Below are 24002 nucleotides of genomic sequence, written 5' to 3'. Positions count from 1 at the left end.
TTTATGGTTGATGAGTACCACCGATCGCATCATGCCTTTTGAAAAAAAACTCACACCAGTTCACGGTAAATTCGGTGAGTTTTTTTAAGAAGACTACAGGCGCTAGACCATCGGTCAGACCTATGGTCTAGGGGGGGATGGTGATCTCATTCCTGCTGGCTTGGGGTTTACCACTTCTTTAAACTTGTTGTGAATGTCTGTGTGAATGGCTTTACCCTCGGGCTTAATGTTTTGCATGGTTTGCAATTGGCCCTGGTTTCTATCAACCAAATTAAACAGCGCATTCCTCGCATCCTCATTGGTGCTGCGAAATATTGTCAAAACTTGATTCGCGTTGGTGAATGCACTTCTGTTGTTCAATATGTTCTCAAACATTGCGCTGTATGCTGCCATAAAGCGCTCTACATGCTCTGCAAGCTTTTGTTTGATGCTATCCAGCAGGGTTTCTTCTTGTTCCGTCAAATCAGCGACACGAGTCTCACTTTGTTTAATTTGCTCTTCAATTTCAGATACTTGCTTGAATTTGTCTTTAAGCATGGCATCAGTGCGCTTAATCATGCTTTTACTGTGATCCTGTCTTTTGTCGAGATCAGCTAGTTCATCAGTTTTTTGAGTGATTGAGGCTTGATGCAACATGGATTCCTCGGCTAGTTTGGCTTGATGTGCCTTGGTTTCCTCAGCGAGCTTGATTCGATGATGCTCCGCCTGCTTTTTCATTTTCATGCTTAGGGCATCGTTTTCGATACTTAGTAACGCATTGAGGTTGAATTCTCGATCTGCTTTTGGCTTCTTTGCGCCTTCGTATTGCTCGTGGAATGCCTTGATTTTTCTGCTTCTTTTGTCAGTAAAGGCAATGCTTAGCGCTGGGAAAACCCTGCGCACATGCGCCATAAACATGTCTTGGATCACGATACCCTGTAATTTTGATGCAGCGTAGCCGCTTACGGCGGTATCGATGTTTGTTACACGGTGTACTTCGTGATCTTGTTTCTCAGCGTTCCATAACTGCACGTTAGTAGGGTTGGCAGCTAGGTATGCGTTAGCTGCGTTACGTAGCGTTACATTGAGGTTACGTTCGCCTGTTACGCTGTCCCTCGTAGATAAAAATATATGTGGGTGCGTGCCAGTGCTTGAGTTCTTTGTGCGTTCGTCGTCATGGACGACAACCAATTTAGGTTTATGGTTCGGGGCGATCTCGGCGTAGAAATGACGAATACAATCTGCCATCTGCTTGGCATCGGCTTTAACACCGTGCTTGTGTGGGAACTTGAAAAAGGCTTCGTGAACACGGGCTTGGCGTTGATCGGTTGTGCCCTCCACTTTAGAGGCAAAGTCCATGTATTTATCGAGCATTCCAAGTAGCTGTTTTTTACGCTTAACGCCCTCGATATTCTCAATGATTTCACGGTAGTTTTTAGGCTTTTTGGCGGCTATATGCTTTAGTGCCTTGGCAACGTAATCGTCGCCATCAGCAGTCGATTTAGCGATCTTTTGCTTCAGCTTGTATTCGTACCTTTTAAAATTTGCTTTGTCTTCTTTAGTGGCGTTCGTAGAGTCAAATTCGCTCGATAAAACTCTATCGATATAAGCTTGGCGTTGAGCTAGTGAAATGGAATTCAGACGCAACCCGTTAGGGTGTTTTTCATCAAAAATGAAGTTGCGATCTTGGAGTTCTTCAACCCATTCGTTGTGCTTGAATTCAGACGTTTTTACACGCAAAGAATGTGCAAGTGTCTTGGCAAATTTAGCACGTTTTGAGTAGTTAACGTGGCGGTAAATTACGGTAGTAAAAGTCATGAAAAATTATAACTTTTTTATGCGCTGTGGCGCTCTTTGGGTCGAAGGCGGCAGCCCCGCCAGTAGTGTTTACTCATCTTTCACGAAGTGAAAGTGTGTGAGCACGTAGCTGGTTACTAACCCACACATTAAAAATCTGTGGGTTATATACAAAGATTACAAATTCGCTAGTTGTTGATCAAGATGGGTATGAGTAACCGACTGTATCGCAAGCAGGGCAGAGATACTTAGAACCAGCCCAAGCGTCTTCTATAACCTCACCACTACCAGGACAAATTGCAGCGTCCGTCAAACTATCAGTTTCGATTACTTCGGTGTCGCAGTGGTCGCAAAAAACAACGTCACCATCATTCACTTTGTAAGAGTAATAAATATTTTTCATGGAGCTATCGTTTTTATAATACCCGTCAAGCTCATCAAATTTACTGTCGAAGTATTCACCGTGGCGTTCTGAAATCGCTACCCACTATCTAATGCTTTTGATCATAGCGTAGGTCTCACCAATTTGTGCATTGTAATTTCGAAGCGTGAGTGAAGCACCTAGTAGTTGTTTTATACGATACATAGCGGTCTCCGACAATGACCGTTTATGGTAACAATACTTCTGTTTCCACTTTTTGTTCGAGCCATAGAGCTTTTGGCTGCCAACTACCAGATTACGTGAGGCCTTTTTCTCAGAAAGCTGCACCCTCACGCTGAGGAATTAGAGGGGGCGCTTTCTTAAGCCTAATCGCCTAGTGACATTCTCTTGTATTGTATACACCATCTCCCGAGACTTCCTTGATGGTTCGGCGTGTTTGCTTGAGTAGATTGGGGGCTACTACTTCCGCATTGGTCACCCCCTATAGTGTCAGCTCAGCGGCGTTCATTTCATGTGTATATGTATCAACAGCAAGATGAAGTTTCCACGATTTACGAAACGAAGCTTATGTCAACTGTTAATTTATGAGGTGATGATATCACCTCTAACTAAGTAACCAAAATCACGATCCCATTACAAATTACGAAAAAGAGAAGGAAATTATCTAAACCTTGAGTTTTTGGTTTGGTATAATCCTTTAAAAACAATGGCTTGTGTCACTATGTTGCCACATTGATCTAGGTCAATTTCTGATTTAATAACCCTAAAAAACCCTTCCATAATATTTCTTCCTATGTTGTAAATATATCAATCTTCAGAACAAAGGAATTTATTGTGGGAATTACTGTTGTGGCACTTGATTGTGACTGTGTAAATATCAGAGACATAAATTGGCTAGGAAAAAGGTTACGACATAAAGTTATTGCTGTAGCTAATTCTTCAAAGAGGCTGCCAATTTTCAATGGAAAGATATTTGGAGAAACGGTGCCAACATTTAAGAATGCCACAGATTTTATCATCGTTGCGAGAATATCAATGCTCTTAGCTCGTAATGTCAATAATATAGACTCAATTAGAATAGTTACACGAGATAAGAGCCTTATTTCATCAATAGCACTGATTACGGCGCAGTATGGAATACCATTCTCAGCGTATGATAAGCCATGCGATTTGGCAGCAAGTTATAATATATCTGAGAAGAAATATAAAGATGAGTTTGAATTTTTTAGAGTTTAATTTTGACTTAGTGTCATTAATTGGTTTTCATTTAATTACTGATAAGAGGTTTATTTTAGAAATGGAATTTTCATGGATAAAGTTGTTCTGCCTTTATAATTAGTATCTAAAATTGTCAGATTCGGAATTTATATCAATATCGTTAATTATTGGAGTGTTTCTCTTGAGAAGTGTCGATTATAAGCTTCGTGCTAAGGTTGTGGATAAGATTGGTGATTTAATTGGTTACCATGAGTTGGACTTTAAAATTTTTGATACAAGTATGGAGTACGGGAATGATGCCGCTAACGGTTATGGGTATATGTCGGAGGCATTGTTCGTCGATATTGTTGCGAGGCATTATGTCGAGAATCGAAATTATATAACTTTTAATGGTTAATTAGTTCCGTATATTGGTTAGCACTGACCCATCGATTTACTTATATTTTATTGAAAAATTACCCTAGACAACCAACTAACGTAAAGTCACTACCCGATAAACTCTAATAATTCACTTTTTGGCAAAAATATAAATAGATGAAGTAAATTAGTCGATTGTAAAGTAATTGATTTAATGGGAACTCTATGCATTCAAAAAAACTTAAAGATATTGATTTTAGCTATCATCTCTATAAGGCTGGATCTGAACGATATGTTAGGTGCATTTGGACTTTGCATATGTATCGACATCATGTATTTCGCACAAACCTGTCAGATATTTTTATACAGAACATCAATCAAATCAATGAATCTTTGGGAGTCACTGTCTTAACTATTGATCTGAATATGTATAAGAATAACTTTAGGTCATCCGAGGTTCTAATTAAATATCTCGAAGACGATGGATACCCTAAATGGATATGGTTCTACGGTGTTGAGGCGCTCAAGGATTCAAACTTTGCAGGTTGGTTGCGGAATTGGTTAACAGTCCGTTCGATAGAGAACTTGAGAGTGATCTTTGTTGCTCAATCTCGAGCCGATTATCGAGAAGTCTTTTGTGATCGTAGAACGCCTTTCTACCAATCGACGATGTTACTCCAAACTGATATTGAGCAAAACAAGGGTTTGTAGTTTGGCACGGTGCGAATGGCACTGATGGTAGCTTGGAGTCTGATATTCATAGCATTAAAACCAATACTCAATTTGAATTGCATTAGAGAGACACTAAAAACCCAAAGAAAGTTGTTTTCTTTTGGCTTGATAAAAAAGGCTTTCCTGAAGGGGAGCTAGGTGAACTGCTAAAACTCTGCCTCGCACTAAAAATTGAAGGCTTAGATAGTGTTGTTAAGCCTCTAAAGCGCATGTAACCCACCACAGAAACTCCCTATTTTTTATTTAAAGAATTACCATGAATTTTGATATTAATGCACTGAAACACCACCAACTGGTCGAAGATGGTCAACTAGAAGGGTGCTACCTTCATCAACCTGCAAAGGGCAGTCAGCAAGATGACAAAGCGGTTTTGGCAGAACGCCAAGCGTTGGAAAAGATGGGGTATCAAGTGATACAGGTTCAAGCTAAAGGCGGGACCACAACGTTTGCCGAAGCGATGCAGGCGTTTGCAAAGAAGACTGGTCACCAGCCTCAATAATAAGCGGATTCAACCGATTCAACTGCCTTCAATTTTTCTCGCAATACCCTCGGTTTCATACAAAAGAGTCAGACTATCAGGCTGACTCTTTTTTATCCTATCCATTGCAAGTAATGCTGCTCGCCAGTTAACCGCAGCATTGCCCTTCTCATGGAATAATTTTCAGTTCATTCGGGTAATAAACGTCTGCTCATCATCCACAAAAGCGACAAAGCCGCCGTGATAGATAAACACTCGCCCGCGTCCCTCGACTAAGCATGCTAGCTGTGGGTTTAAATCTTCTTCGTTATTTTGGCTTTCAAACGTGCCGGTATCCGTGATTACACCGTCGAGTGCAGGCAAATATCCATAAGTCCGTTTGGCTTGATCAATCAGGCTCAATTCACTGTCGATAGAGAAGCAAGAGGGGATCGCACCAGCGTCTTCGATGAATATAGGTTTCAGTTCTTCAAAAGCTGTAATCACCAGCCAGTCGATGCCGTTAACATGATGGATAAACATAGAGTTGCTCGATAATTTTGATGCGGGGATTCTATCATTATCAGGTGCAGAGCGTCGGAGAAATTTAGTTGTTAAAGGCGATAATTCTGCGCCATTTACTGACATTTGGCCAGCCAACTGGAAACACGTTTGCTTCCGACAGTAAGTTACAACAACAAGTAATAGACACCTCTAAAAAAGCCCCGTTTAGTCCAAGGCTGTCAAGCGGGCTAAACGGGGCAAACAGAGCAACTAGGATAACTGCTCTGCGATGGTGTCCGGAAACGAAAATTAGCATCGCTTCCGAGATAAATTCTAGGAGTTTCTAGTGCGGTTTTGTCAGCAAAATGTCACGACTCGATACCATGCTGACAAGCTTATTTTTTATTTTTGAACAATAGCTTATAAAGCAGGCGAGCATTGTAGGAATGCGCTTAATACGCTTACAAATGGCATAAAAAAAGCTCGCTATTTGAGCGAGCTTTTTAACTAAAAATGTCAACCCATATCAGGACAGGTCAGAAACGCGAATTAATGTTTGCGTTGTGGGCCGTTACGAACGATGTCTTTACCGTTGTCGTAAACGTGCTGAGAAACCCAGCGACCCATGATGAGTTGGTGTTGGTCACCTAGTACTGCGACAAAAGGGCGGCCGTCGGTGTTGGTTGTAGCCAATGCGACACCTGTTACGCCTTCAAGACCCAGTGCGCCACTTTCAATTAGGTGTAGGAAAGCTTCTAGCTCTTCCAATGTTTCGATTACGTGATTATCAATGTTCATCGTCTTCAATCTCTTCGAATTGTCGATATTCAATGGTCGCGTACTCTACCTAAGTTGCTTGCAGAAACCAAGGAAGGATTTGCATACAATAATGCTTGGCGTTATCACGCTAAATTGTTGTAAATTCGAATTCCAATCATACATCGGACAAAAATTACAAAGAGTCACATTGATGAAGAAAGTGTTAATCACCGGTTTTGAGCCATTTGATGGCGAGTCAGTTAACCCTGCATTAGAAGCGGTAAAACGATTAGAAGGCAAAAAGCTCAACGGTGGTGAAGTGGTGATTTGCCAAGTGCCAGTAACCCGTTATGAATCCATTGACACCGTGGTTAAGGCTATCGAGCAATACCAACCAGACATTGTCATCACAGTAGGGCAGGCTGCGGGACGAGCTGCGATTACACCAGAACGAGTGGCAATCAATGTAGACGACTTCCGTATTCCTGATAATGGCGGTCATCAACCAATCGATGAGCCAGTGGTTCAAGATGGCCCAGACGCTTACTTTACAACGCTGCCCATCAAGGCGATGGCAAACGCTTTACAGAACGCGAGCATTCCATGCCAAGTATCAAATACGGCAGGGACGTTTGTATGCAATCACCTGTTTTATGGTGTCCAACATTACTTGCGTGATAAATCGGTACGTCACGGCTTTGTGCATATTCCTCTTTTGCCAGAACAAGATGCTTCAGGCAACCAGCCAACCATGTCGTTAGATGTCATTGTCGAAGGGTTAGCACTCTTGGCTCAAGTTGCGATTGATAACGAATCTGACATCGCAGTCACCGCAGGCCAAATTTGTTGATACACAAGCCAAATTTAAATCCTTAGATGAACACCGAGCACCATCAAGCTCGGTGTTTTTGTATCTGTTAAGTCGCTCAAATTTTGTGTGTTATGAAAGGAGTAGCATCGAGCTGTAAAGTGAAAAGTTACATGTATTCACTTCGAACTCTCGTTCAATAAAAAAGGCGAACTATCATGAAAAGCAATAGAAGTAAGATCATTGCCCTTTCCTCTGCGGTTGTTTTCGCTTTGGCTATTGCCGCTCTAAAATTCGAAAACACCCTCGGACTACTACCGATCCTCGTTGCGATTGTCGCATTCTTTACTTGCGTGATTCATACCAGCATGCACCTCTCTGGTGTTAAAAATGCGGATGCGTTTGGTTATTACCAACAATCACAACAAACCAAAGCGAAAGCACTGCATAAAGGCTTAGACCCTCGCGATAAAAAGCGTTGAAGCATGTCACATTCTCCGTATACTTTGGCAAAGCATTTAAAGCACAAGCTTGTCGGAGAAAAGCATGTCACATCGAGTACCTACCAACATACTGACGGGATTTCTGGGCGTCGGTAAAACCACAACTATTCTGAACTTACTGAAAAACAAACCAGAAAACGAAAACTGGGCTGTATTAGTGAATGAGTTTGGTGAGATAGGTATCGATGGGGCGATGATGACTGACCAAGGAGCGATGATTAAAGAAGTTCCGGGTGGTTGCATGTGTTGTACAGCGGGCGTTCCTATGTCTGTCGGTATCACTGCTTTGCTACGTCAAAATCCAGATCGTCTTCTTATCGAGCCAACGGGGTTGGGACACCCAAAGCAAGTGGTTGCGACATTAACGTCTGAGCAATATCTGCCTTATGTTGATCTTAAAGCAACGATCGCGCTGGTGGATCCACGTAACCTAAGTGACGAAAAGTATCTTTCAAACAAGAACTTCGTTGATCAATTAGACAGCGCCGATGTGGTTATTGGTAGTAAGGTTGACCTGTGTACCAGCCATGACATCGACGTATTCAACGACTGGGTAACCGATCAAACGCCTTCTAAAGTGTTCAGCAAACTGATTCATGATGGTGACCTACCAATTGAAGTGTTGGACATCGAACGCGTACACGGCAGTGCATCTTCCCACATTGAAGCTCATCATCACGACCATGCGCATCAAGAGCCACAATTCCAATTACCTCCAGGTGAAGCCTTTATCCGTAAAGAGAACAAAGGGCAGGGCTACTTTAGCTGTGGTTGGTTGTTCGGTGCAGAATACACCTTCAACTTCGATCAACTGTTCTCAATGCTGTCTGACCTTACGGCAGAGCGTATCAAAGCCGTAATGAATACAGACCAAGGCTGCTACGCATTCAATGTTGCGAACGGCATCGTATCTGTAAATCAGATGAGCCTAGAAGGGTTTGAATCTCGCATCGAAGTGATTGACTCACAATTGATGCCTTGGGATCAGTTGGAAGCGATCCTACTCAAACTTTGTGGCATTGCTGAATAAGCACGAATGAATATCTAACAAGGCCCGAGCAGATGCTTGGGCCTTTTTCTATAAATTTTCATTGTTGAGACGATAGAAAACTATCATCGTGTCAAATCTATATATATGTGATTTGTATCACTATAATCGCCGGCTTTTCTCATACAACAAGAAACCGGAGACCACTTGAATCCTACCTTTACTTTCTCTGAATTGAAGTTCTTTTGTTTGCGTTTTGTCGCGATTTTCTTTCTGCTTGTCACCGTATTTGGTGCCATTATCCATTACGACAAATCCGCGTCAGAAGAAGCAGAGAAGAGCAATATTCGTGTTCAACAAAAAGCGCTTCTAGAGGGCAAGAAACAATACATTGAGTGGGTGATGGGCTCTGTTGTAAGAGAAACCGCTTTGCTCTCCGACATTATGGAAGCAAGACAAGTGTATAACATGGTTGAGCTGCTTCCTGAAGCTAAAAGGGATGTCGAACTAGCGCGATTGAGCACAATCTTGGAGGCCGTTAGCCAAAGAAAAGAAGTGTATGACCAACTTCGTTACTTGGACTTGGAGGGCAATGAGGTGGTTCGTATCAACTTTAATGACGGACATTCTCAGGTTGTACCCGAAGAGCAGCTACAAAATAAACGTCACCGTTATTACTTCAATAAAGCATTGCAGTTAGGTTGTCGAAAAATCTACGTATCGCCTTTAGATCTGAACGTCGAGCATGGTCAGATTGAAGTACCGCTTAAGCCTATGATTCGTCTGGCCACACCTGTTTTCGATGAGGAGGGGAAAAAGCGCGGGATCGTTATGGTTAACTATCTTGCGAAGTACCTTATGGAAGGTATGGCGCTGTTTAATCTTGATATGGGCACCAACTACATGCTGCTCAATAAAGACGGCTACTTCTTGTTTAACAAAGAACATCGCGATACTGAATTTGCGTTTATGTACGATCATCGAAGTGATGAGACGATCTACAATAGATTTCCAGATTTGGCGGAACAAATTCGTAATACGCTGTCAGGGCAGATTGAAACTGATAAAGGTATTATGACGATTGAGTCTGTTGGTGCCGTAGACCGCATAAATCCATACTGCTTTCAGGATTATCACGTCAGCGAGAACAGCTCGACAGCATGGAAGTTGGTTTCTTACGTCGATTTCAGTGAAAGGAAAGAAATTGCCAGTTCGCAATACGAGCGAAAATGGCTAATGCAAGTTGGCGTGGTTATGAGCATTATTCTGGCTTACTTTATAGCGCGTTTTCAGCTTCGCGCATTTATAGACAACCAACGCATTCATCATTTGGCTCATCATGACAGTCTAACGGGGCTTTTGAACCGAGCAGCGTTTCAAGCTGGTGCGACAGAAACCATATCGCAGAGTGTTAAAACTGGGAAGAAGGTTTGTTTGGTCTATCTTGATCTTGATGGCTTCAAGTTCATCAATGATGAATATGGGCATGCCGCAGGCGACAAAACCTTAGAACATGTCGCATCTGTCATGAATCGTATATTTGGAAGCAAAGCGTTACTAGCACGCTTGGGCGGTGATGAGTTCGCTATCTTGTTGAGTTCTCAAGAGCATATGCAAAACCCAGAGCACTATGCGGCGTCTTTGATTCAATTGATTCAAGATCCAATTGAAGTGTTACCTGATACCTTCCATCAAGTGACAACCTCGATTGGCGGCTGTTACACAAAAGGGCAAGATTGCACTCTAGAAGAGTTAATGCATCAGGCAGACACGGCAATGTACGAGGCGAAGAAGGCGGGTAGAAATCAATACTTCTTTATTTGAAGCCAGAATGAGAAGGCGTATGAAGTATGGGAAAGGTTTATACGCCTTCGGTGTTCGGCACAGACTCTGTGCTCATGTTTAAAGTGCCAGAGATAACATCGGTACCATTGATTCGAAGACGATCAGCTGATCTTTCTCCATTGATTTAGGATTATTTAGTTCCAAGTTCTCTCGGACATGACTTTGGTCGAGGTCATAATCAATATAACCAGATTTAACTTCAACGTTAGTAGGGGATGTAGCAACCGATTTAACTTGTCCAGACCAGTTTAATGCTATACCTGCGGCGGTCACATTCATTGAAAGGCTCATTAGCACTGCGGCTAAAAGTTTTTTGTTCATGATAACTCTCCTTGTTTGTCTTACGATTCTACATCGGCTGAAAACAAAAATCCTTAAGTGATAAATTTGATATCAGTTAGAGGTAAGTAACTGGTAATGGGCGTGTGTATTTGAGGCGACAGGGAACGAGAGAAAGTTAAAGACTTATGTGTTAATAGTCGGATAGATGCGAGTAGCAGAAGGGAAAGTAGCCAATCCTTGGCAGAAAATTATAGATCTAGTGATAACGTCGGAATGCCTAACTCCATAACTATAATCTGTTCCTTATCGAAATTTTTTGCTGATAATTCAATGTGTTCGTTATACAGAACAAAGTTCACCTTATCTTTTTGTAATTCAACATTAGCCGGGGCTTGTCCAATTGAAGGCACAACGCCAGACCAAGTTAGTGGAACAGTTGCACTGTAAGTATTCAATGAAAAAACAGCGAGAGCTAATAGATAATATTTCATGGTTTCTTTCTCGTAAGATATATGAGTTAGTGATTAAATTGCGCGCAGTGTATGTCTTTAAATGTACAACTAGTTTGATATTTATCAAGTGGTAGGCATTATGAAAAAAGATTTTATAAAATGCTAATTTATGAATAAGGGATGGGCTATTGATTAATTTAGAAGTTCAAAAGAAGTGAATATCTAAAGGATGTGAAGCAGAAAAAGTGAGATAAATCACTTGAATTCGGGTATAGTGCACGGCTAAATTTTCAAAGCTATCTAGTGGTTTGTTTAAGGAATACGCTCAATGTCATTTTCATCTCAAGGTTTTGCGCCAGAAGTGGTTAAAGCACTGGCAGAATGCGGTTATGAGAAGTTAACGCCAATCCAACAGAAGGCGATTCCAATGGCTCGTCGAGGTCATGATATTTTCGCTACTGCACAAACAGGTACGGGTAAAACCGCGGCCTTCTCTTTGCCAATGATTCAACGTTTGTTGGATAGTGGCCGTAATGCTTCTCGCAAGACAGCGCGTGCACTTATCATGGCTCCGACTCGTGAATTAGCAGAGCAAATCGCAGATAATATCAAAGCATACACTAAGTACACGAACCTCTCAGTTGCGGCGATCTTTGGTGGTCGTAAAATGTCTTCTCAGATTTCTGCTCTTGAAAACGGTGTAGATATTCTGGTTGCAACACCAGGGCGTCTAGAAGAGCACATTGAACAAGGTAACGTTTCAGTAGCAAACATTGAATTTCTTGTATTTGATGAAGCTGACCGAATCTTGGATATGGGCTTTATCAATGCCGTTCGTAAAATCATGCTAGACGTGGATACCGATCCACAGATCATGATGTTCTCTGCGACAACCTCTACCCAATTGAACGTACTAGCAAGAGATATTCTACGTAAGCCAAAGCGTATCGAAGTCGAGCGTGCAAACACAACAGCGCAAACCGTTGCTCACGTACTTTACCCAGTTGATCAAGAACGTAAAACAGAGCTGTTATCTGAACTTATTGGCCGTAAAAACTGGAAACAGGTACTGGTGTTTGTGAACTACAAAGAAACCGCAAACGACGTAGTAAAAGAGTTGAAACTCGATGGCATTAAAGCGGTCGTGTGTCACGGTGACCGTGCGCAAAGTGCTCGCCGTCGTGCTCTTGAAGAGTTCAAAACAGGCAAAGTACGCGTGATGGTTGCAACAGACGTCGCTGCGCGTGGCTTGGATATAGAAGATCTACCACACGTAGTGAACTACGACATGCCATTCCTCGCAGAAGACTACGTTCACCGCATCGGTCGTACGGGCCGTGCTGGTAAACAAGGTCATGCCGTTTCGTTTGTTAACCGTGAAGAAGAATTAACGGTAGTGCAGGTTGAAAACCTAATTCAACAACACATCCGTCGTATTGAACTAGCGGGCTATGAACCAAAGCAACGTGAATCTTACATTGAAAAGCTAAACTCAAAACCAGCTTTCAAGAACCGTCAAGGTCGTCGTAACAACCCGAACCAATCGGCAACAGATCAAGGTTCTGCGGAGCGTCGCCTAGCCATGGTTAAACGCTTGAAAGCGCGTCGTTCAACTAAGTAACGAACAAATTATAAAAACGCCCCTCACGAGAGGGGCGTTTTTGTTTGTGCTGATAAGCTTTTAATTCATCCCAATAAAGTTGGGTTCTCCGCGATAAATAATGCGGTCATTCCCACGATGAATTCCGAACGTGACTACTGTCGGTGGGTTATCTTCGTCCGCGTCACTCTTATCCCAATTGTACTTGAGCCAAGGTAAATTATTGCCTGCGCTGCTCAAGTCTAAATGGAAGCGAACTTGCTCTCGTGCTGAATCGACTTGGCTAGCAACGATATCGTAGGTTCTGCCCGCAAGCATGGTGCCTTCTCCGGATAATAAAGTGTTATCAGCAGGAGAATTAGACCAAATTGGCGTGCGCGTATGATGCTGCCCATTGGCTGTGGTTGCACTGTCCTCAAAGTGGGTCACGAAGCGACCGTCTTGCCATACTTCGACGTCCAGCGGAACTTTGATTGTCATGCCTTGATTACCACCAACGTCTTTAAAGTTGAGTCTGCCAAAACGGACATCTGGTTGCTGTTCTAGGATATGCCTTTCATCAAAGAAGTGTATTTCGTCGACGACATTTGTGTGAATCAGGCCGATTTCACTCTGTGTTGATTTCGAATCTTTGTTGAATGGACCGTCAGGGTATTTCCCATCTGTTGCATCTTTTTCCCAGCAAGGGCTATTGTCGCAACTCGGATTTACTGCGGCTTTTTCGATAGTGAAACTGCCAACGCTAGCGTCTCCGACCAAGTTCCATTCGACTGAGTGAGCAACTGGTGGAATAAAGCGGTCAACGTAGTTACTAAGTTCACCTAAATGAAAATGTTCACGAAGGTTGGCATTGAAATGCACGTAGTTCTGAATATCTTCTTTCTTTGCATTAAGAGCGACCACGTCATAACTTACGCGCTCAAATGGCTGATTCATGTAAATGAAGTCTTGCTTTGTTGGGTATGTCCATTTGGCTTCACGCGCCTTGAAGTATTTAGCGTAAAAGCGGCCAACATTTCGATAGCCGGTGTTGACGGTCATATCTAAATATTGACTATCTAATTTCGCTTTGATCTTCAAGCTACCTACTTCTTCCCAGTATAAGTTAGAGAATGTGTATTGAGAGTTCTCGCTTTCGGTATGGCTACGAGTGAGTGATGAACTACTCTCCAATAACTTCCTCGTCTGACTTGCGGTTTCAGTGGGAGTTTTTTGCTTACTGCTTAAAACGATACTGGCTGCTGGGGCATCTTCCAACATGAAGTTATGGGTGACGTCGGCACTGCAGTAGCTTTCTGTATTAACTTCTCCAGTTAATGAACCGCCACTTTGCCAGACGATCGGTTTCACTGTGAGAGAGAAATATTCGCCAGCAGCAATAAAGCCCGGTCCACTTTCGGAAGTGCCGGAGGCCAGTGCTATTGAACCATCACAGATGGCTAGCGTCCAAGGTCGTGACTTCACATTAAATGTACCTACAACCTCTACCGAACCTTCATCTGGACACTCCTGAAAACCTGTACATTCGAACGTATCGGAGAGCCTGACGGAGAACAGACCTGATTCATTGGTAATTAAACCATGGCTAGAGAGGCCGTCTTTGAACTCCGCAGAGTAACTGAAGTTTCCTTCACTGCCGCCTACAGGTTTGATGAGAGGATGGGTGGCTTGGGGCGTTCCGTCGTAATTTGTCGCAATAATCTGTTCACCCGTTGCAGCACAAGCCAATAAACGTGTGTTCACGGTTTTTGATTTACCAGCAACAACATGGATTTCATCAAGTGAGCTCAGATCTTCTGCATAAGCTTCGAACATGTATGGCGTAAACATAAACTGTACCGTCTGCATTTTGTTTGTGTCATCCACCATGGTAAAGGTGAGGGTATAGTTTGCATCGAGAGCGATAGCATCAATGTTGTTAGGAACGACTTTGACTATCAGTGTACCGTCGTCTTTTGAGATGAAGTTAGAATCATCAATTTTCTGTTTTCCTTCAACCATCTCCAGTGTGAATAAGTCCGGGTGGGAGAGGGAGGCTAATACCTGAGCACTGGTGACTTCACCATTGTTGGTTGTGGTTACAGTAAACTGAGGCAACTCATCACCACACATCAACGCCATGTCTTCTGTTGGTGTGACAACAAGATCGAAGTCATCTTCTGATGGCCTTTCAATTGTACAAATAGGAATAACATCGGGCACGGGGCATGCTCTCGAAGGCGTAACGTAAGAACAATTGGGTTCTGATATGCCGCAATAACGATCAACGTTTCGAATGTTCTCTTCGTGGGCGTTTATCGTGCCGCAGATAGTACCATTTTGAATACTGGTCGCATGGAATGAACTGATGGCTTCTTTTTTCGCAAATATTGAGCTTGAACCTAAATCAAATAGTCCACTTTCACCTTGAGAATGAATTGTTCCATAAACATCAGCTCCAGAAAGTTCAATAATACTGTGCGAGTTAATATTGCCAACTATAAAGTTTGAACTCGCATTGACTGAGATTTCATGCCCTATGGCCTCGACATCACCACAGACGTTTGTGTTGTTTAGTGTGACAGTACTGTTACCTGATACTTTACCGTTTATAACGTTAAAGTCGCCAACAGTAGTTACCATGCCCCCGACAGAATCGACCATTCCGTCAATGAGAGTGTTTTCCAGAACAACCGAATATTGCGAGTCTATACTTCCGTAGATCAGTGAATACTCGGCGTTATCCCCAAGGTTATTTTGAGAATTAACACCTACAGATAAAGATCGTAGATTGATTTTTTTTTCTGGGCTGCCAATTGTGTTGTTACCTAATAGAGTAATGCTGCTGAAGGACTCCAATATCGAATGGGAAGCGCCGGGTAATGACGAAACGATGCTTGAACCATGAGGTAACAATATACTGGTGGGGCAGTAAAGTGTTCGGCCTGTTTTAGTAAATGAGCTCTGATAACAAATCTCATTTAAGCTTGTGATGTCAGCTAGGTCGTAAATTTTTGCTTGACCATAAACTGGGAAGAGAAGTGCTGTACCTAAAAGGCTAATAAAGCGCATCATCAAGTATCCTAAATCTAGTGGAACTTAATGGCACCAAGCGAGAGTGAGTAAAGTACTCACAGAAAAGGCATAAGCGTTCTTATTTTGATTTTATGTGTCGCTTACTTATTGAACTGAGGTGTTTTTTTATTCGTATGTCATACCAAGTTCATATGTCAGGTATTAAAGCTTGAATGTGATCTTAGTTCAAGCTTTGAGGCTGAAGTGTGTCGCACTTTTGAGGGAATAAATTGTTAGAAAATAATAAGAAAGGGTGATGTTAGAGGTGGTAGCTAAAGGTTAGAGATAAAGCCAAATCGGATGATGGCTCTATCTCTATAAAGCTGACTAAGCGGCATGGTCAATCAACGGCGCCATTTGGTACAACTCTTCAAGAATCGCTTTGGTTTGCTTTGAGTAAATCAGGCGATCTCGATCACCGACTAACTGAATCGCTTTTATCTTTCCTGAAACCAAACACAGCCGAATGGTACGAAGTACCATCTGAATATCCAACGCAGGCGTGCCGTCTAAATTGTTTTTCGTTAATAGTGACGCTAAATCAATCGACATGACGATTTGATCGCAATGATCAAGATAGTTGCCCACATGCTGCTTAAGATGATTGCGGTAGCGGAAAGTAAACTCTCGGTCTGTTACCCAATCACAACCTTGGTCTTCGGCGTATTCCCATGCTTCTTGCTTGGTTTCTTGTTCGCTCACACCTGCGAAAAATAGACGGACATTTTGGTAACGAGACAAGGCAAAGTGGAAGGCGGAGCCAATTCGCGGCTCCAGTGTTGCATTGAGGTTTATTTTATGGCCAATATTGATGATACCTATTTCATCGTTATCACAAACAACGACCGGTAACATCGACAGAATAGCTTCAGTGCAATTTGATAGAACAACCGGAATAGAATGGCGTGACAAAGATAAGCTCAGGGCTTCTTGAAAGTCACCATTATCGATTTGGTGATGAGAAAAATGGCCAAGGTTAGCGGCAGAGACCTGATCATGTTGTTGGTAAAGCCAATCACTGGCATTTTCTAAACTCTGGTCAGCTAATTCAAACGTTCCATGGCTCATCGGGGCTAAATGCTCACATACCGTCATAAAAGAAAAAGGGTAGTGGTGGATAGGTTTACTAGCTCGATGAAGTTTGTAACGTTTGAAAAAGCTCAACATGGTGAATTACCTTTCTGGCGGCAACGCCCTCGCTGCCTGCAACACATGCAAAATGATACGCTGCTTATCCTTTTCGACTCGGTGGGCCGGAGCCATCACAGAGACTGCACCAATCAACTTACTTCCTTTCATGACTGGTGCGCTGATGCCAGATACACCAGGATCAATTTCTGATGTACTAACAGCGTATCCGTTCTTACGGATGGTGCTGAGCTCTTGTTCCCACTCGCTGAGACGATGATCTTGCCCAAAATGACGCAAGATTTTTTCGCAACGGCTTTGAGGCATGAAAGCCAGCATCACCTTAGATGAGGCGCCACGAAGCAATGGTTGACTTTGACCCTGGACGTAGCTGCATCGAAGCGCCTGCATACTCTCTTTTTGTCTGACACAAAGCGCACGATAACCAGATGGCACCATATAAGCCGCCATCTCACCCGTTTGTTGAACCAAACGAGCAAGGATGGTTTCCACCATATCTAAACCGTGCTGAGCGGTTTCATAGCTGTGCATTAACAGCAGGGCGGCAGGACCAACTACAAATGTTTTGTCGTGTACGCTTTCTTCAATCAGGTTCCACTCTTTAAGTAGCTTCAAGTGTCTATAAAGACTGCTCAAAGGTACATTCAGTTGTTCACTGAGCGTTTTCGCAGAGACTGGGAACTGACTAACTGCGACTTGCATTAGCAATTGCAGCGCCTTTTCGTTTACCTGATTAGCGTTGGCTTTGTTTGTCGTCATGAGCGTGTTGTAACGTGATAATGGGTAGGCAACAACTATAATTCTTAATAGCTGAGAAAAGGAAAATAATTAGAAATGGATATTCTCATATAGTGAGAAAATAGCCTATTAATGTTTTTTGCCTGAGTTGGGTGCCAACGGGAATCTGACTGACAAGGTATCCATGCCTCTATGAACGAGTTGGGAAGAGGGGAGATAGGCAAATTTTGTGTGAATTTCTCTTCACTTATCTCTATGAAAGCAAGAATGTTGATACACTCTGTCTCTGAAATGAGCCATGTATCAATAACTCATTGTTATGTTTGCACCTTTGTAGCTTGTTAACCATACTCAATCTGTGGCGTTCATTAGTGCCTTTGCTTACCCTGGAGTGCTTTTAAGTGGTTGATGGGTAAGTATTAATGGCTTTCTTCTTCCTTGTTCTGAAAGATTAGAGATAACTTCTAGATGATAAATAAAGAGCTTTTAAAAAAAGCCATCATATACTTGCTTCCGTTACCTCTTATCGCCGCGGAGGTGTTCTATTTAGCACATCAAAGCGTCCAGCGAAATCTAGATCATATTCTTGATAAAAACCTGCAAGTTGCTGACGAGATCCTCTCTCAAATTGAAACTGAGAATAGAACGGCGTTGATTAATCCAGATCGCTGTGAGGCTTTGCAACAAAGCCTTATGTTCGAGCGTGACATTGATGAGATGCTAATTGTAAAAGGCGATACCATTACTTGCTCGTCTAAACTGGGGGAGATTTCTCGCCCGTTAAATGATTATGTGAATCTCTACCGCAAAGGTCAGCTTTCGCTTGGGCACATTCAAGGTTATGCCGACCAAGTTCTATTTCTTGTCACGCAAAGTGAAAAACATCCAAATTATCAAGCCATCACCATCGTAGATCGAGACTATTTTGGCGCGACAATAGGATACCGCAATGATGTGCGCCTTAAGCGCTCTGCGATGTTTGTTGGCAATGCATCTGCACCTGTCGATGCTTCTCAAAAGGGTGAGAACGCTATTTCTATGGCGAAATCCCAGTTGTTTGATTATGAAGCTTTGGTCGAAGCCAGTGATGTTTATGTAGAGCAAAAACGTTTTTCTTATATCGTTTCTGCGATTCCTATCTTGTTAGCGTTCTATCTTTTGATCTTCATTATTAATCGTTTCATCGATCCTCAGCGGAGTCTTGTTTCCGAACTTAGAAAAGCATTGAAGAAACGAGAGCTAGTCTTGTATTACCAACCTCAAGTGGATACCAGTACGGGAAAAACGTTTGGTTATGAAGCCTTGATCCGCTGGCCGCATAAACTGCGTGGTTTTATCTCTCCTGATGAATTTGTACCTGCGGCAGAAGAGAGCGGCTTGGTTGAATTGCTTACCGACTTTGTCTTGGATAGAGCTTGTGAGGATTTCTCAAAAGAAAAGTTTGATCACCCGATTCATCTCGGTGTGAATATCCCGCCTGGCTATTTCAGGGGTTCTCATATAATAAGAAAAATTGAAACGATTCATCGCAAGTTGAAAGCGTATAACGTTGACCTCAGCATTGAGATTACCGAAAGGCAATTGATTGATGGCAACGCACGGAACCATATTGCAGCGTTAAGGTTACATGGTATTCAAGTGCTCATTGATGACTTTGGTACAGGGCAGACTGCACTAGCGGTGCTTCAACACATGAAGGTCGATTATCTGAAGATAGATAAATGCTTCATAGACACAATTGGCATTGAGAGCGTGAACTCTACGGTATTAAATGCGATTGTGCGTCTAGCAGGGGATTTACGAGTCGATTTAATTGCCGAAGGTGTAGAAACCCAAGAGCAGGCAGCACATTTAAATATGCTCGGCGTGAAACTGCATCAAGGGTATTTGTATGCCAAACCACTCCCATACGCGGAAGTGGCCGGCAGTAAATAGGGCGTTAATCGATGTAACCTTTATAGCACTGTGTTTGATCGTCGAACTTAAACTCAAGATAGTTCTGAATGCTATCCAAGCCATCTTCTTGATAGTGAGAAACATAAAGAAGCTGGCTTAGGTTCTCTTTGGCAATCAGCTCTAGCGTGTTTTTCACCAGCGCTCGTCCCAAGTAATCCAAGCCTTGGTATGGTTCATCCAAAATCAACAGCGTCGGTTGTTTTACAATGGCTCGTGCAATCAGTAGTAAACGTTGTTGCCCGTACTCAAGTTGTTTAAAAGAGGTTTTCTCGTATTGCTCCATGTGGAGAATCGTCAGCCATTCTTTCGCGACGTTTATTTCTTTTTTACTTGGTTGGGAATACAGACCAATTGAGTCATAAAATCCAGATAAGATCACCTCTAGAGCGCTGCAATTGACGCGATATTGGAGGTGTAATGCCGAAGAAACCATACCAATATGTTGTTTGATTTCCCAAATGGTCTCGCCAGTGCCGCGTTTTTTACCAAAGATATGGATGTCGTTACTATAACACTGTGGATGATCGCCAAATATCAGTCCTAACAACGTGCTTTTCCCGCAACCATTTGGTCCTTTCACTTGCCAGTGTTGACCTTTATCGATACGCCAGTTTAAGTCAGTAAAAATGGTCTTCTCGGTGTATTCCACCTTCCCGTTTTTTAGCTCAAAGATTGGATTATCGAAGTGCGTTGAATGTTGATGCTGACGAATCAACGTCATCATCTCTTCGCTTTGTTTTTCTGACTGGGATTTTATCTGTGCGATGATAGGGTGTTTATCCCAACTTTGCTTGTCCATGGTGCTATCGAGTTTGCCACCATTAAACAGCGCAATGCGCTCTATCCAGTCAGGCATGTCAGATTCGCGAGAGAAGGTAATCAGCATTTGTACTGATTGTGAGAGTGTTTGAAGGTAAGTCGCCAATGACGCGCGGTGAGCGACATCTAAACCAGTGAACGGATTATCTAGCAGAACGAGATCAGGCTTGGTCGCAAGGGCTCGGGCAAGCATAACGCGTCGTGTTTCGCCGGTAGAAAGCACTCGAAAGCCGCTTTCAGTTAAGTGTGAAAGGTCGAGGTCTTCAATCAGAGTCTGTGTGAAGGCTTCATCTTGGCAGACTTCAAAAATTAACTGGTAAACGGAACTACCTTGGTCAATACGGTCAAGAAAATCGGTATCATCCTTTTCTATCTCCAGTTCCAACAATCGTTGTTGTTCGGAAAGGGAGACCTGAGCAATATGGCAACCCTCGATGTTCAGTTGACCGGATTCAGGCTTAATTTCTCCACACAATAAGTCACCAAGCATCGAGCCAATATCGCCCTCAGAGCTAAAAATACCCCATGACTGTCGGGCTTCAATCTGCCAATCGTCGATAGAGAGAGTAGAAGTGTTTTCCTTTGCAGTAAGCTGATGAAATTGAATCGGCATTGTGTCTGTCTTCCATGATTTATTGTTATCTTGCTCTTAGTTATAACAAGTCTTGAGTCTGCATAGAACGAATTGATGTGCGGATTTTTTCGTCGATTGCGATAAGTGCGGAGTTGGTCAGTAAATCTAGAAGAAGGTGAAAGGGAAGAGTATGTAGTGGGGGAGCAAACCACTAGGGAACAAGCAGTTCTATATTTTACAAGATTCAAAACGACGAAAGCCCGTTGATTTCTCAACGAGCTTTTTAAATGTGGGGAGTTCGGGGATGCCTAGTCTGGGCTTGCATTCAAGGAGGGATTTGGGCTAATCCCTTTAAAGCACTGAAATACGAAAAAGCCCGCTAATCTCTTAGCGGGCTCTTTACTGGAATGTGGCGGAGAGATAGGGATTTGAAAGCTATATCCGCAAGATTAAAATGCTTATTTTACAGTGACTTGTATTAAGTTATCAAAAGTCGACTTAGCCATTTGTTAGATACATATCTAACCAAAATGATCCTAAAAAAGCAAATAAACCAGAGATCTTTCTATGGAAAAGGCAATCACTATGAAGAAGCATGCCTTCTAAAGACGGATAGCACCATATTCCTTTGAGGCAATAATTTTCTCTTACTTTTATTGTGGTTATAAAGGGCATTACATGGCAATATGCTACATATCTCGTATTAAAGACACCGCAATAAATGTTCAGTAGTAACTGATAAATTGAGGATCATTCATGAAACTTCAGCTTGATTTGGCTAACTGTTATGGCATCAACCAACTATCTAAAGAGTTAGACTTTACAAAGTCAGCTACTAACGATGGCATCAATTCGCTCTACGCCCCAAACGGAACGTTAAAAACTTCGCTAGCTAAGACCTTTAAGGATGTGGAAGAAAACAAGGATACAAAGGATCTTATCTTTCCAAGTCGTACAACGGTAAGAAATATTAAAATTGATGGTACCGATATAGCTTCAAGCCAAGTGATGGTGATTGACTCTTATAATGAAAGCTATAGCTCTCAACAACTTTCAACTTTATTGGTTAACGAGGAGCTGAAACAACAATATGACACTGCTCTAAAGGAAGTTGATGGTAAACGTTCAACTCTCATAAGCGGAGTTGCTAAAAAGTCGGGGAAACGAGATGTCCCGAGTCTATTCAATGAAGCTTTTGCGGTTCCTCAAAAAGAACTTTTAGGGTTACTTGTGACACTTTCTGAGCAGACAAACCCTGACTATACCCAATATGGAGAATATAAGTACGATACTTTGTTTAATCCAAAAGCTCTCCAGCTAATTGCCTCAGAAGACTTAAGCAAAGACCTTGCAGACTATGTCGACACCTATGACAAGTTGATTGAAAACTCTACAGTTTTATCCAAAACTTTTAATCACCAAAAGGCTGATGTTGTTTCAAAAAGTTTAACAGATAACGGCTTCTTCAATGCTTCGCACAGCGTCAATATTTCAGTCGATGGTTCTAAGCAAGAGGTGTCTTCAAAAAAAGAGCTAAATGACTTACTACAATCCGAGCAAGATAAAGTACTACAAAATCCCGAATTAAAAGAAAAGTTTAGCCGTGTTGATAGCAAGTTGAAAAACAAAGAAACTCAAGCTTTTCGAGATCTAATTTCAGAACATCAAGATTTGCTAGGTGAATTTACCGATGTTGATGAGTTTAAAAGAAAAGTTCTAATCGGGTACTTACAATCTAACCAATCTGCTTGGGATGACTTAGTTGCAACATACAAGTCTAATCAGGAACTGGTGGCGAATATTGTCTATCAAGCACAGCAACAAAAAACAACTTGGGAAACCGTCGTTGATACTTTCAATAAACGCTTCAAGGTTCCATTTAAACTTAGCGTAGAAAATCAGGATGAGGTGATTTTAAATAACGCTGCTCCAGCTATAAAGTTCGAATTTGATGACGGACGAGGTGAGTCAGAGGTCGTTAGTCAATCAAGTTTGGTAGACGCTTTGAGTCAAGGCGAAAAGCGTGCACTTTATATCCTTAACGTACTTTTTGAAATTGAAGTGAAACGAAACAATATTCAGCCACTCTTGGTTGTGATCGATGATATTGCCGATTCTTTTGACTACAAGAACAAGTATGCCATTGTTGAGTATCTCCGTGATATTGCAAAAGTGGCTCATTTCAGCTTGCTATTGCTTACTCACAACTTCGATTTTCATCGAATTGTGAGTAGTCGACTCGGTGCGAAACGTCAGAATCGTCATATGGCAACAAAATCATCAACGGAAATTGCCCTAAAGCCAGAAAAATATCAAAAAGATGTATTTAATGCCTGGAAGCAAAGCTTAGCTACAAATGAAGCTTACCTGTTAGCTAGTATCCCATTTGCTCGAAATCTTGCAGAGTATTGTGGTCATGAAGATCACTACAGCAGTTTGACATCTCTTTTGCACCTAAAAGCAGATACTAAAGACATCAAAGTTAGCGATATGCAAGCGATGTATCGTGAGATCTTCGTTGATCAGCCTGCACTAGAGTTGCCAAATAGTGAGTCGTTGGTGTTTGATAAGATCTTAGAGCATAGTGATGCGCTTGTAGCTGACCCTCAAGAATCACCCGAGCTTGAATGTAAAGTTATTTTGGCTATGGCTATCAGGTTACAAGCTGAGCACTTTATGATCACAAGAATAGCCGATCCAGCTTTTGTTGAGGGGATTAGTTCGAACCAAACTCGTGCACTTTACGACAAGTTCATTGAGCTACACCAAGCTGAGCAAGACACCATTAGTTTGCTTGATCAAGTTAACTTGATGACTCCAGAGAACATTCATTTGAACTCATTCATGTATGAACCAATCTTGGATATGTCCGCTCATAGCTTGTATCAGTTGTATTCTGACATACAAGAGTTAGTAAACGGTCAAGAGTAAGGAAAGTAAAATTTTTGACCAAGATGCGATCAATTGACTTTCTTAATGGGTGCTGCTTTAGCACCCATAAAACATTACCTCATGGTAATAAGTCTTTGGTTCATAAAAGGAAATGTTG

The 24002-nt window shown here is 42.2% G+C and carries 19 protein-coding genes and 2 pseudogenes; 10 read left to right on the top strand and 11 right to left on the bottom strand.

Annotated elements, in window-relative coordinates; genetic code table 11:
• Positions 1–120: 120 nt before the first annotated feature.
• The 3 genes and pseudogenes from VCHENC03_RS21640 to VCHENC03_RS26625 all read right to left on the bottom strand — a co-directional run.
• A complete protein-coding gene (locus VCHENC03_RS21640) occupies positions 121–1797 on the bottom strand; it encodes a hypothetical protein (protein ID WP_009704696.1) in 1677 nt (558 codons plus the stop codon).
• A gap of 178 nt (positions 1798–1975) precedes the next feature.
• Positions 1976–2179: a hypothetical protein gene (locus VCHENC03_RS21645; protein ID WP_009704695.1), complete on the bottom strand. Its 204-nt coding sequence runs from the start codon at positions 2177–2179 to the stop codon at positions 1976–1978.
• A gap of 84 nt (positions 2180–2263) precedes the next feature.
• Positions 2264–2714: pseudogene (locus tag VCHENC03_RS26625) on the bottom strand (transposase); the annotation flags it as partial.
• Between the two features lie 278 nt (positions 2715–2992).
• Between VCHENC03_RS26625 and VCHENC03_RS0125385 the strand changes: the two are divergent.
• The 3 genes and pseudogenes from VCHENC03_RS0125385 (at position 2993) to VCHENC03_RS21650 (ending at position 4964) form a co-directional block, all read left to right on the top strand.
• Positions 2993–3394, top strand: a complete 402-nt coding sequence (locus VCHENC03_RS0125385) for a hypothetical protein (protein ID WP_032802080.1) — start codon at positions 2993–2995, stop codon at positions 3392–3394.
• A gap of 1172 nt (positions 3395–4566) precedes the next feature.
• A pseudogene (locus tag VCHENC03_RS26620) lies at positions 4567–4680 on the top strand (putative quorum-sensing-regulated virulence factor); the annotation flags it as partial.
• Between the two features lie 41 nt (positions 4681–4721).
• Positions 4722–4964: a hypothetical protein gene (locus VCHENC03_RS21650; RefSeq protein ID WP_009704693.1), complete on the top strand. Its 243-nt coding sequence runs from the start codon at positions 4722–4724 to the stop codon at positions 4962–4964.
• Between the two features lie 162 nt (positions 4965–5126).
• Here VCHENC03_RS21650 and VCHENC03_RS21655 read toward each other — a convergent pair whose 3' ends face one another.
• On the bottom strand, positions 5127–5465 hold the full coding sequence (locus VCHENC03_RS21655; protein ID WP_009704692.1) for a hypothetical protein: 339 nt from the start codon (positions 5463–5465) through the stop codon (positions 5127–5129).
• Positions 5466–5975: 510 nt separating this feature from the next.
• Entirely contained in the window at positions 5976–6224 is a 249-nt protein-coding gene (locus VCHENC03_RS21660) for a hypothetical protein (RefSeq protein WP_005442576.1), read from the bottom strand.
• Between the two features lie 172 nt (positions 6225–6396).
• Here VCHENC03_RS21660 and pcp point away from each other — a divergent pair, with 172 nt between their 5' ends.
• The 4 genes from pcp (at position 6397) to VCHENC03_RS21680 (ending at position 10308) form a co-directional block, all read left to right on the top strand.
• A complete protein-coding gene (gene pcp, locus VCHENC03_RS21665) occupies positions 6397–7035 on the top strand; it encodes a pyroglutamyl-peptidase I (RefSeq protein WP_009704691.1) in 639 nt (212 codons plus the stop codon).
• A gap of 176 nt (positions 7036–7211) precedes the next feature.
• Complete coding sequence (locus VCHENC03_RS21670; protein ID WP_009704690.1) at positions 7212–7475, top strand: hypothetical protein; 264 nt, start codon at positions 7212–7214, stop codon at positions 7473–7475.
• Positions 7476–7539: 64 nt separating this feature from the next.
• Positions 7540–8526 carry a CobW family GTP-binding protein gene (locus VCHENC03_RS21675; RefSeq protein ID WP_009704689.1) on the top strand — a complete coding sequence of 329 codons (987 nt, stop codon included), beginning with the start codon at positions 7540–7542 and terminating at the stop codon, positions 8524–8526.
• Between the two features lie 165 nt (positions 8527–8691).
• Positions 8692–10308 (top strand): sensor domain-containing diguanylate cyclase, encoded by a 1617-nt coding sequence (locus VCHENC03_RS21680; RefSeq protein WP_009704688.1) that lies wholly within the window; start codon positions 8692–8694, stop codon positions 10306–10308.
• A gap of 78 nt (positions 10309–10386) precedes the next feature.
• Here VCHENC03_RS21680 and VCHENC03_RS21685 read toward each other — a convergent pair whose 3' ends face one another.
• The gene (locus tag VCHENC03_RS21685) at positions 10387–10650 is read right to left on the bottom strand and encodes a hypothetical protein (protein ID WP_009704687.1); all 264 of its coding nucleotides are present in this window, start codon (positions 10648–10650) and stop codon (positions 10387–10389) included.
• A gap of 209 nt (positions 10651–10859) precedes the next feature.
• Positions 10860–11102, bottom strand: coding sequence for a hypothetical protein (locus tag VCHENC03_RS0125370; protein WP_032802076.1), 243 nt, complete (start codon positions 11100–11102; stop codon positions 10860–10862).
• 289 nt (positions 11103–11391) lie between these two features.
• Between VCHENC03_RS0125370 and VCHENC03_RS21690 the strand changes: the two genes are divergently transcribed.
• Positions 11392–12684, top strand: coding sequence for a DEAD/DEAH box helicase (locus VCHENC03_RS21690; protein WP_009704686.1), 1293 nt, complete (start codon positions 11392–11394; stop codon positions 12682–12684).
• A 60-nt stretch (positions 12685–12744) separates the two neighbouring features.
• Here the strand turns inward: VCHENC03_RS21690 and VCHENC03_RS21695 are convergent, their stop codons facing one another.
• The 3 genes from VCHENC03_RS21695 to VCHENC03_RS21705 form a co-directional block, all read right to left on the bottom strand.
• Positions 12745–15717 carry a DUF6701 domain-containing protein gene (locus VCHENC03_RS21695; protein ID WP_032802075.1) on the bottom strand — a complete coding sequence of 991 codons (2973 nt, stop codon included), beginning with the start codon at positions 15715–15717 and terminating at the stop codon, positions 12745–12747.
• A 327-nt stretch (positions 15718–16044) separates the two neighbouring features.
• A complete protein-coding gene (locus tag VCHENC03_RS21700; protein ID WP_009704684.1) occupies positions 16045–16884 on the bottom strand; it encodes an arginase in 840 nt (279 codons plus the stop codon).
• A 6-nt stretch (positions 16885–16890) separates the two neighbouring features.
• Positions 16891–17625, bottom strand: coding sequence for an IclR family transcriptional regulator (locus VCHENC03_RS21705; protein ID WP_005442559.1), 735 nt, complete (start codon positions 17623–17625; stop codon positions 16891–16893).
• Positions 17626–18072: 447 nt separating this feature from the next.
• On the opposite strand from VCHENC03_RS21705, the gene VCHENC03_RS21710 reads away from it, so the two are divergent.
• Positions 18073–19539 carry an EAL domain-containing protein gene (locus VCHENC03_RS21710; RefSeq protein WP_009704683.1) on the top strand — a complete coding sequence of 489 codons (1467 nt, stop codon included), beginning with the start codon at positions 18073–18075 and terminating at the stop codon, positions 19537–19539.
• Positions 19540–19543: 4 nt separating this feature from the next.
• Here VCHENC03_RS21710 and modF read toward each other — a convergent pair whose 3' ends face one another.
• On the bottom strand, positions 19544–20992 hold the full coding sequence (gene modF, locus VCHENC03_RS21715; RefSeq protein WP_009704682.1) for a molybdate ABC transporter ATP-binding protein ModF: 1449 nt from the start codon (positions 20990–20992) through the stop codon (positions 19544–19546).
• A gap of 717 nt (positions 20993–21709) precedes the next feature.
• On the opposite strand from modF, the gene VCHENC03_RS21720 reads away from it, so the two are divergent.
• Complete coding sequence (locus VCHENC03_RS21720) at positions 21710–23884, top strand: hypothetical protein (RefSeq protein WP_009704681.1); 2175 nt, start codon at positions 21710–21712, stop codon at positions 23882–23884.
• The last annotated feature ends 118 nt before the right edge of the window (positions 23885–24002 follow it).

This window comes from Vibrio sp. HENC-03 (assembly GCF_000305755.2).
GTDB classification, from domain to species: domain Bacteria; phylum Pseudomonadota; class Gammaproteobacteria; order Enterobacterales; family Vibrionaceae; genus Vibrio; species Vibrio owensii.
Note: the sequence above shows the minus strand (reverse complement) of the source record. Positions and strands in the feature narration are given on the sequence as shown.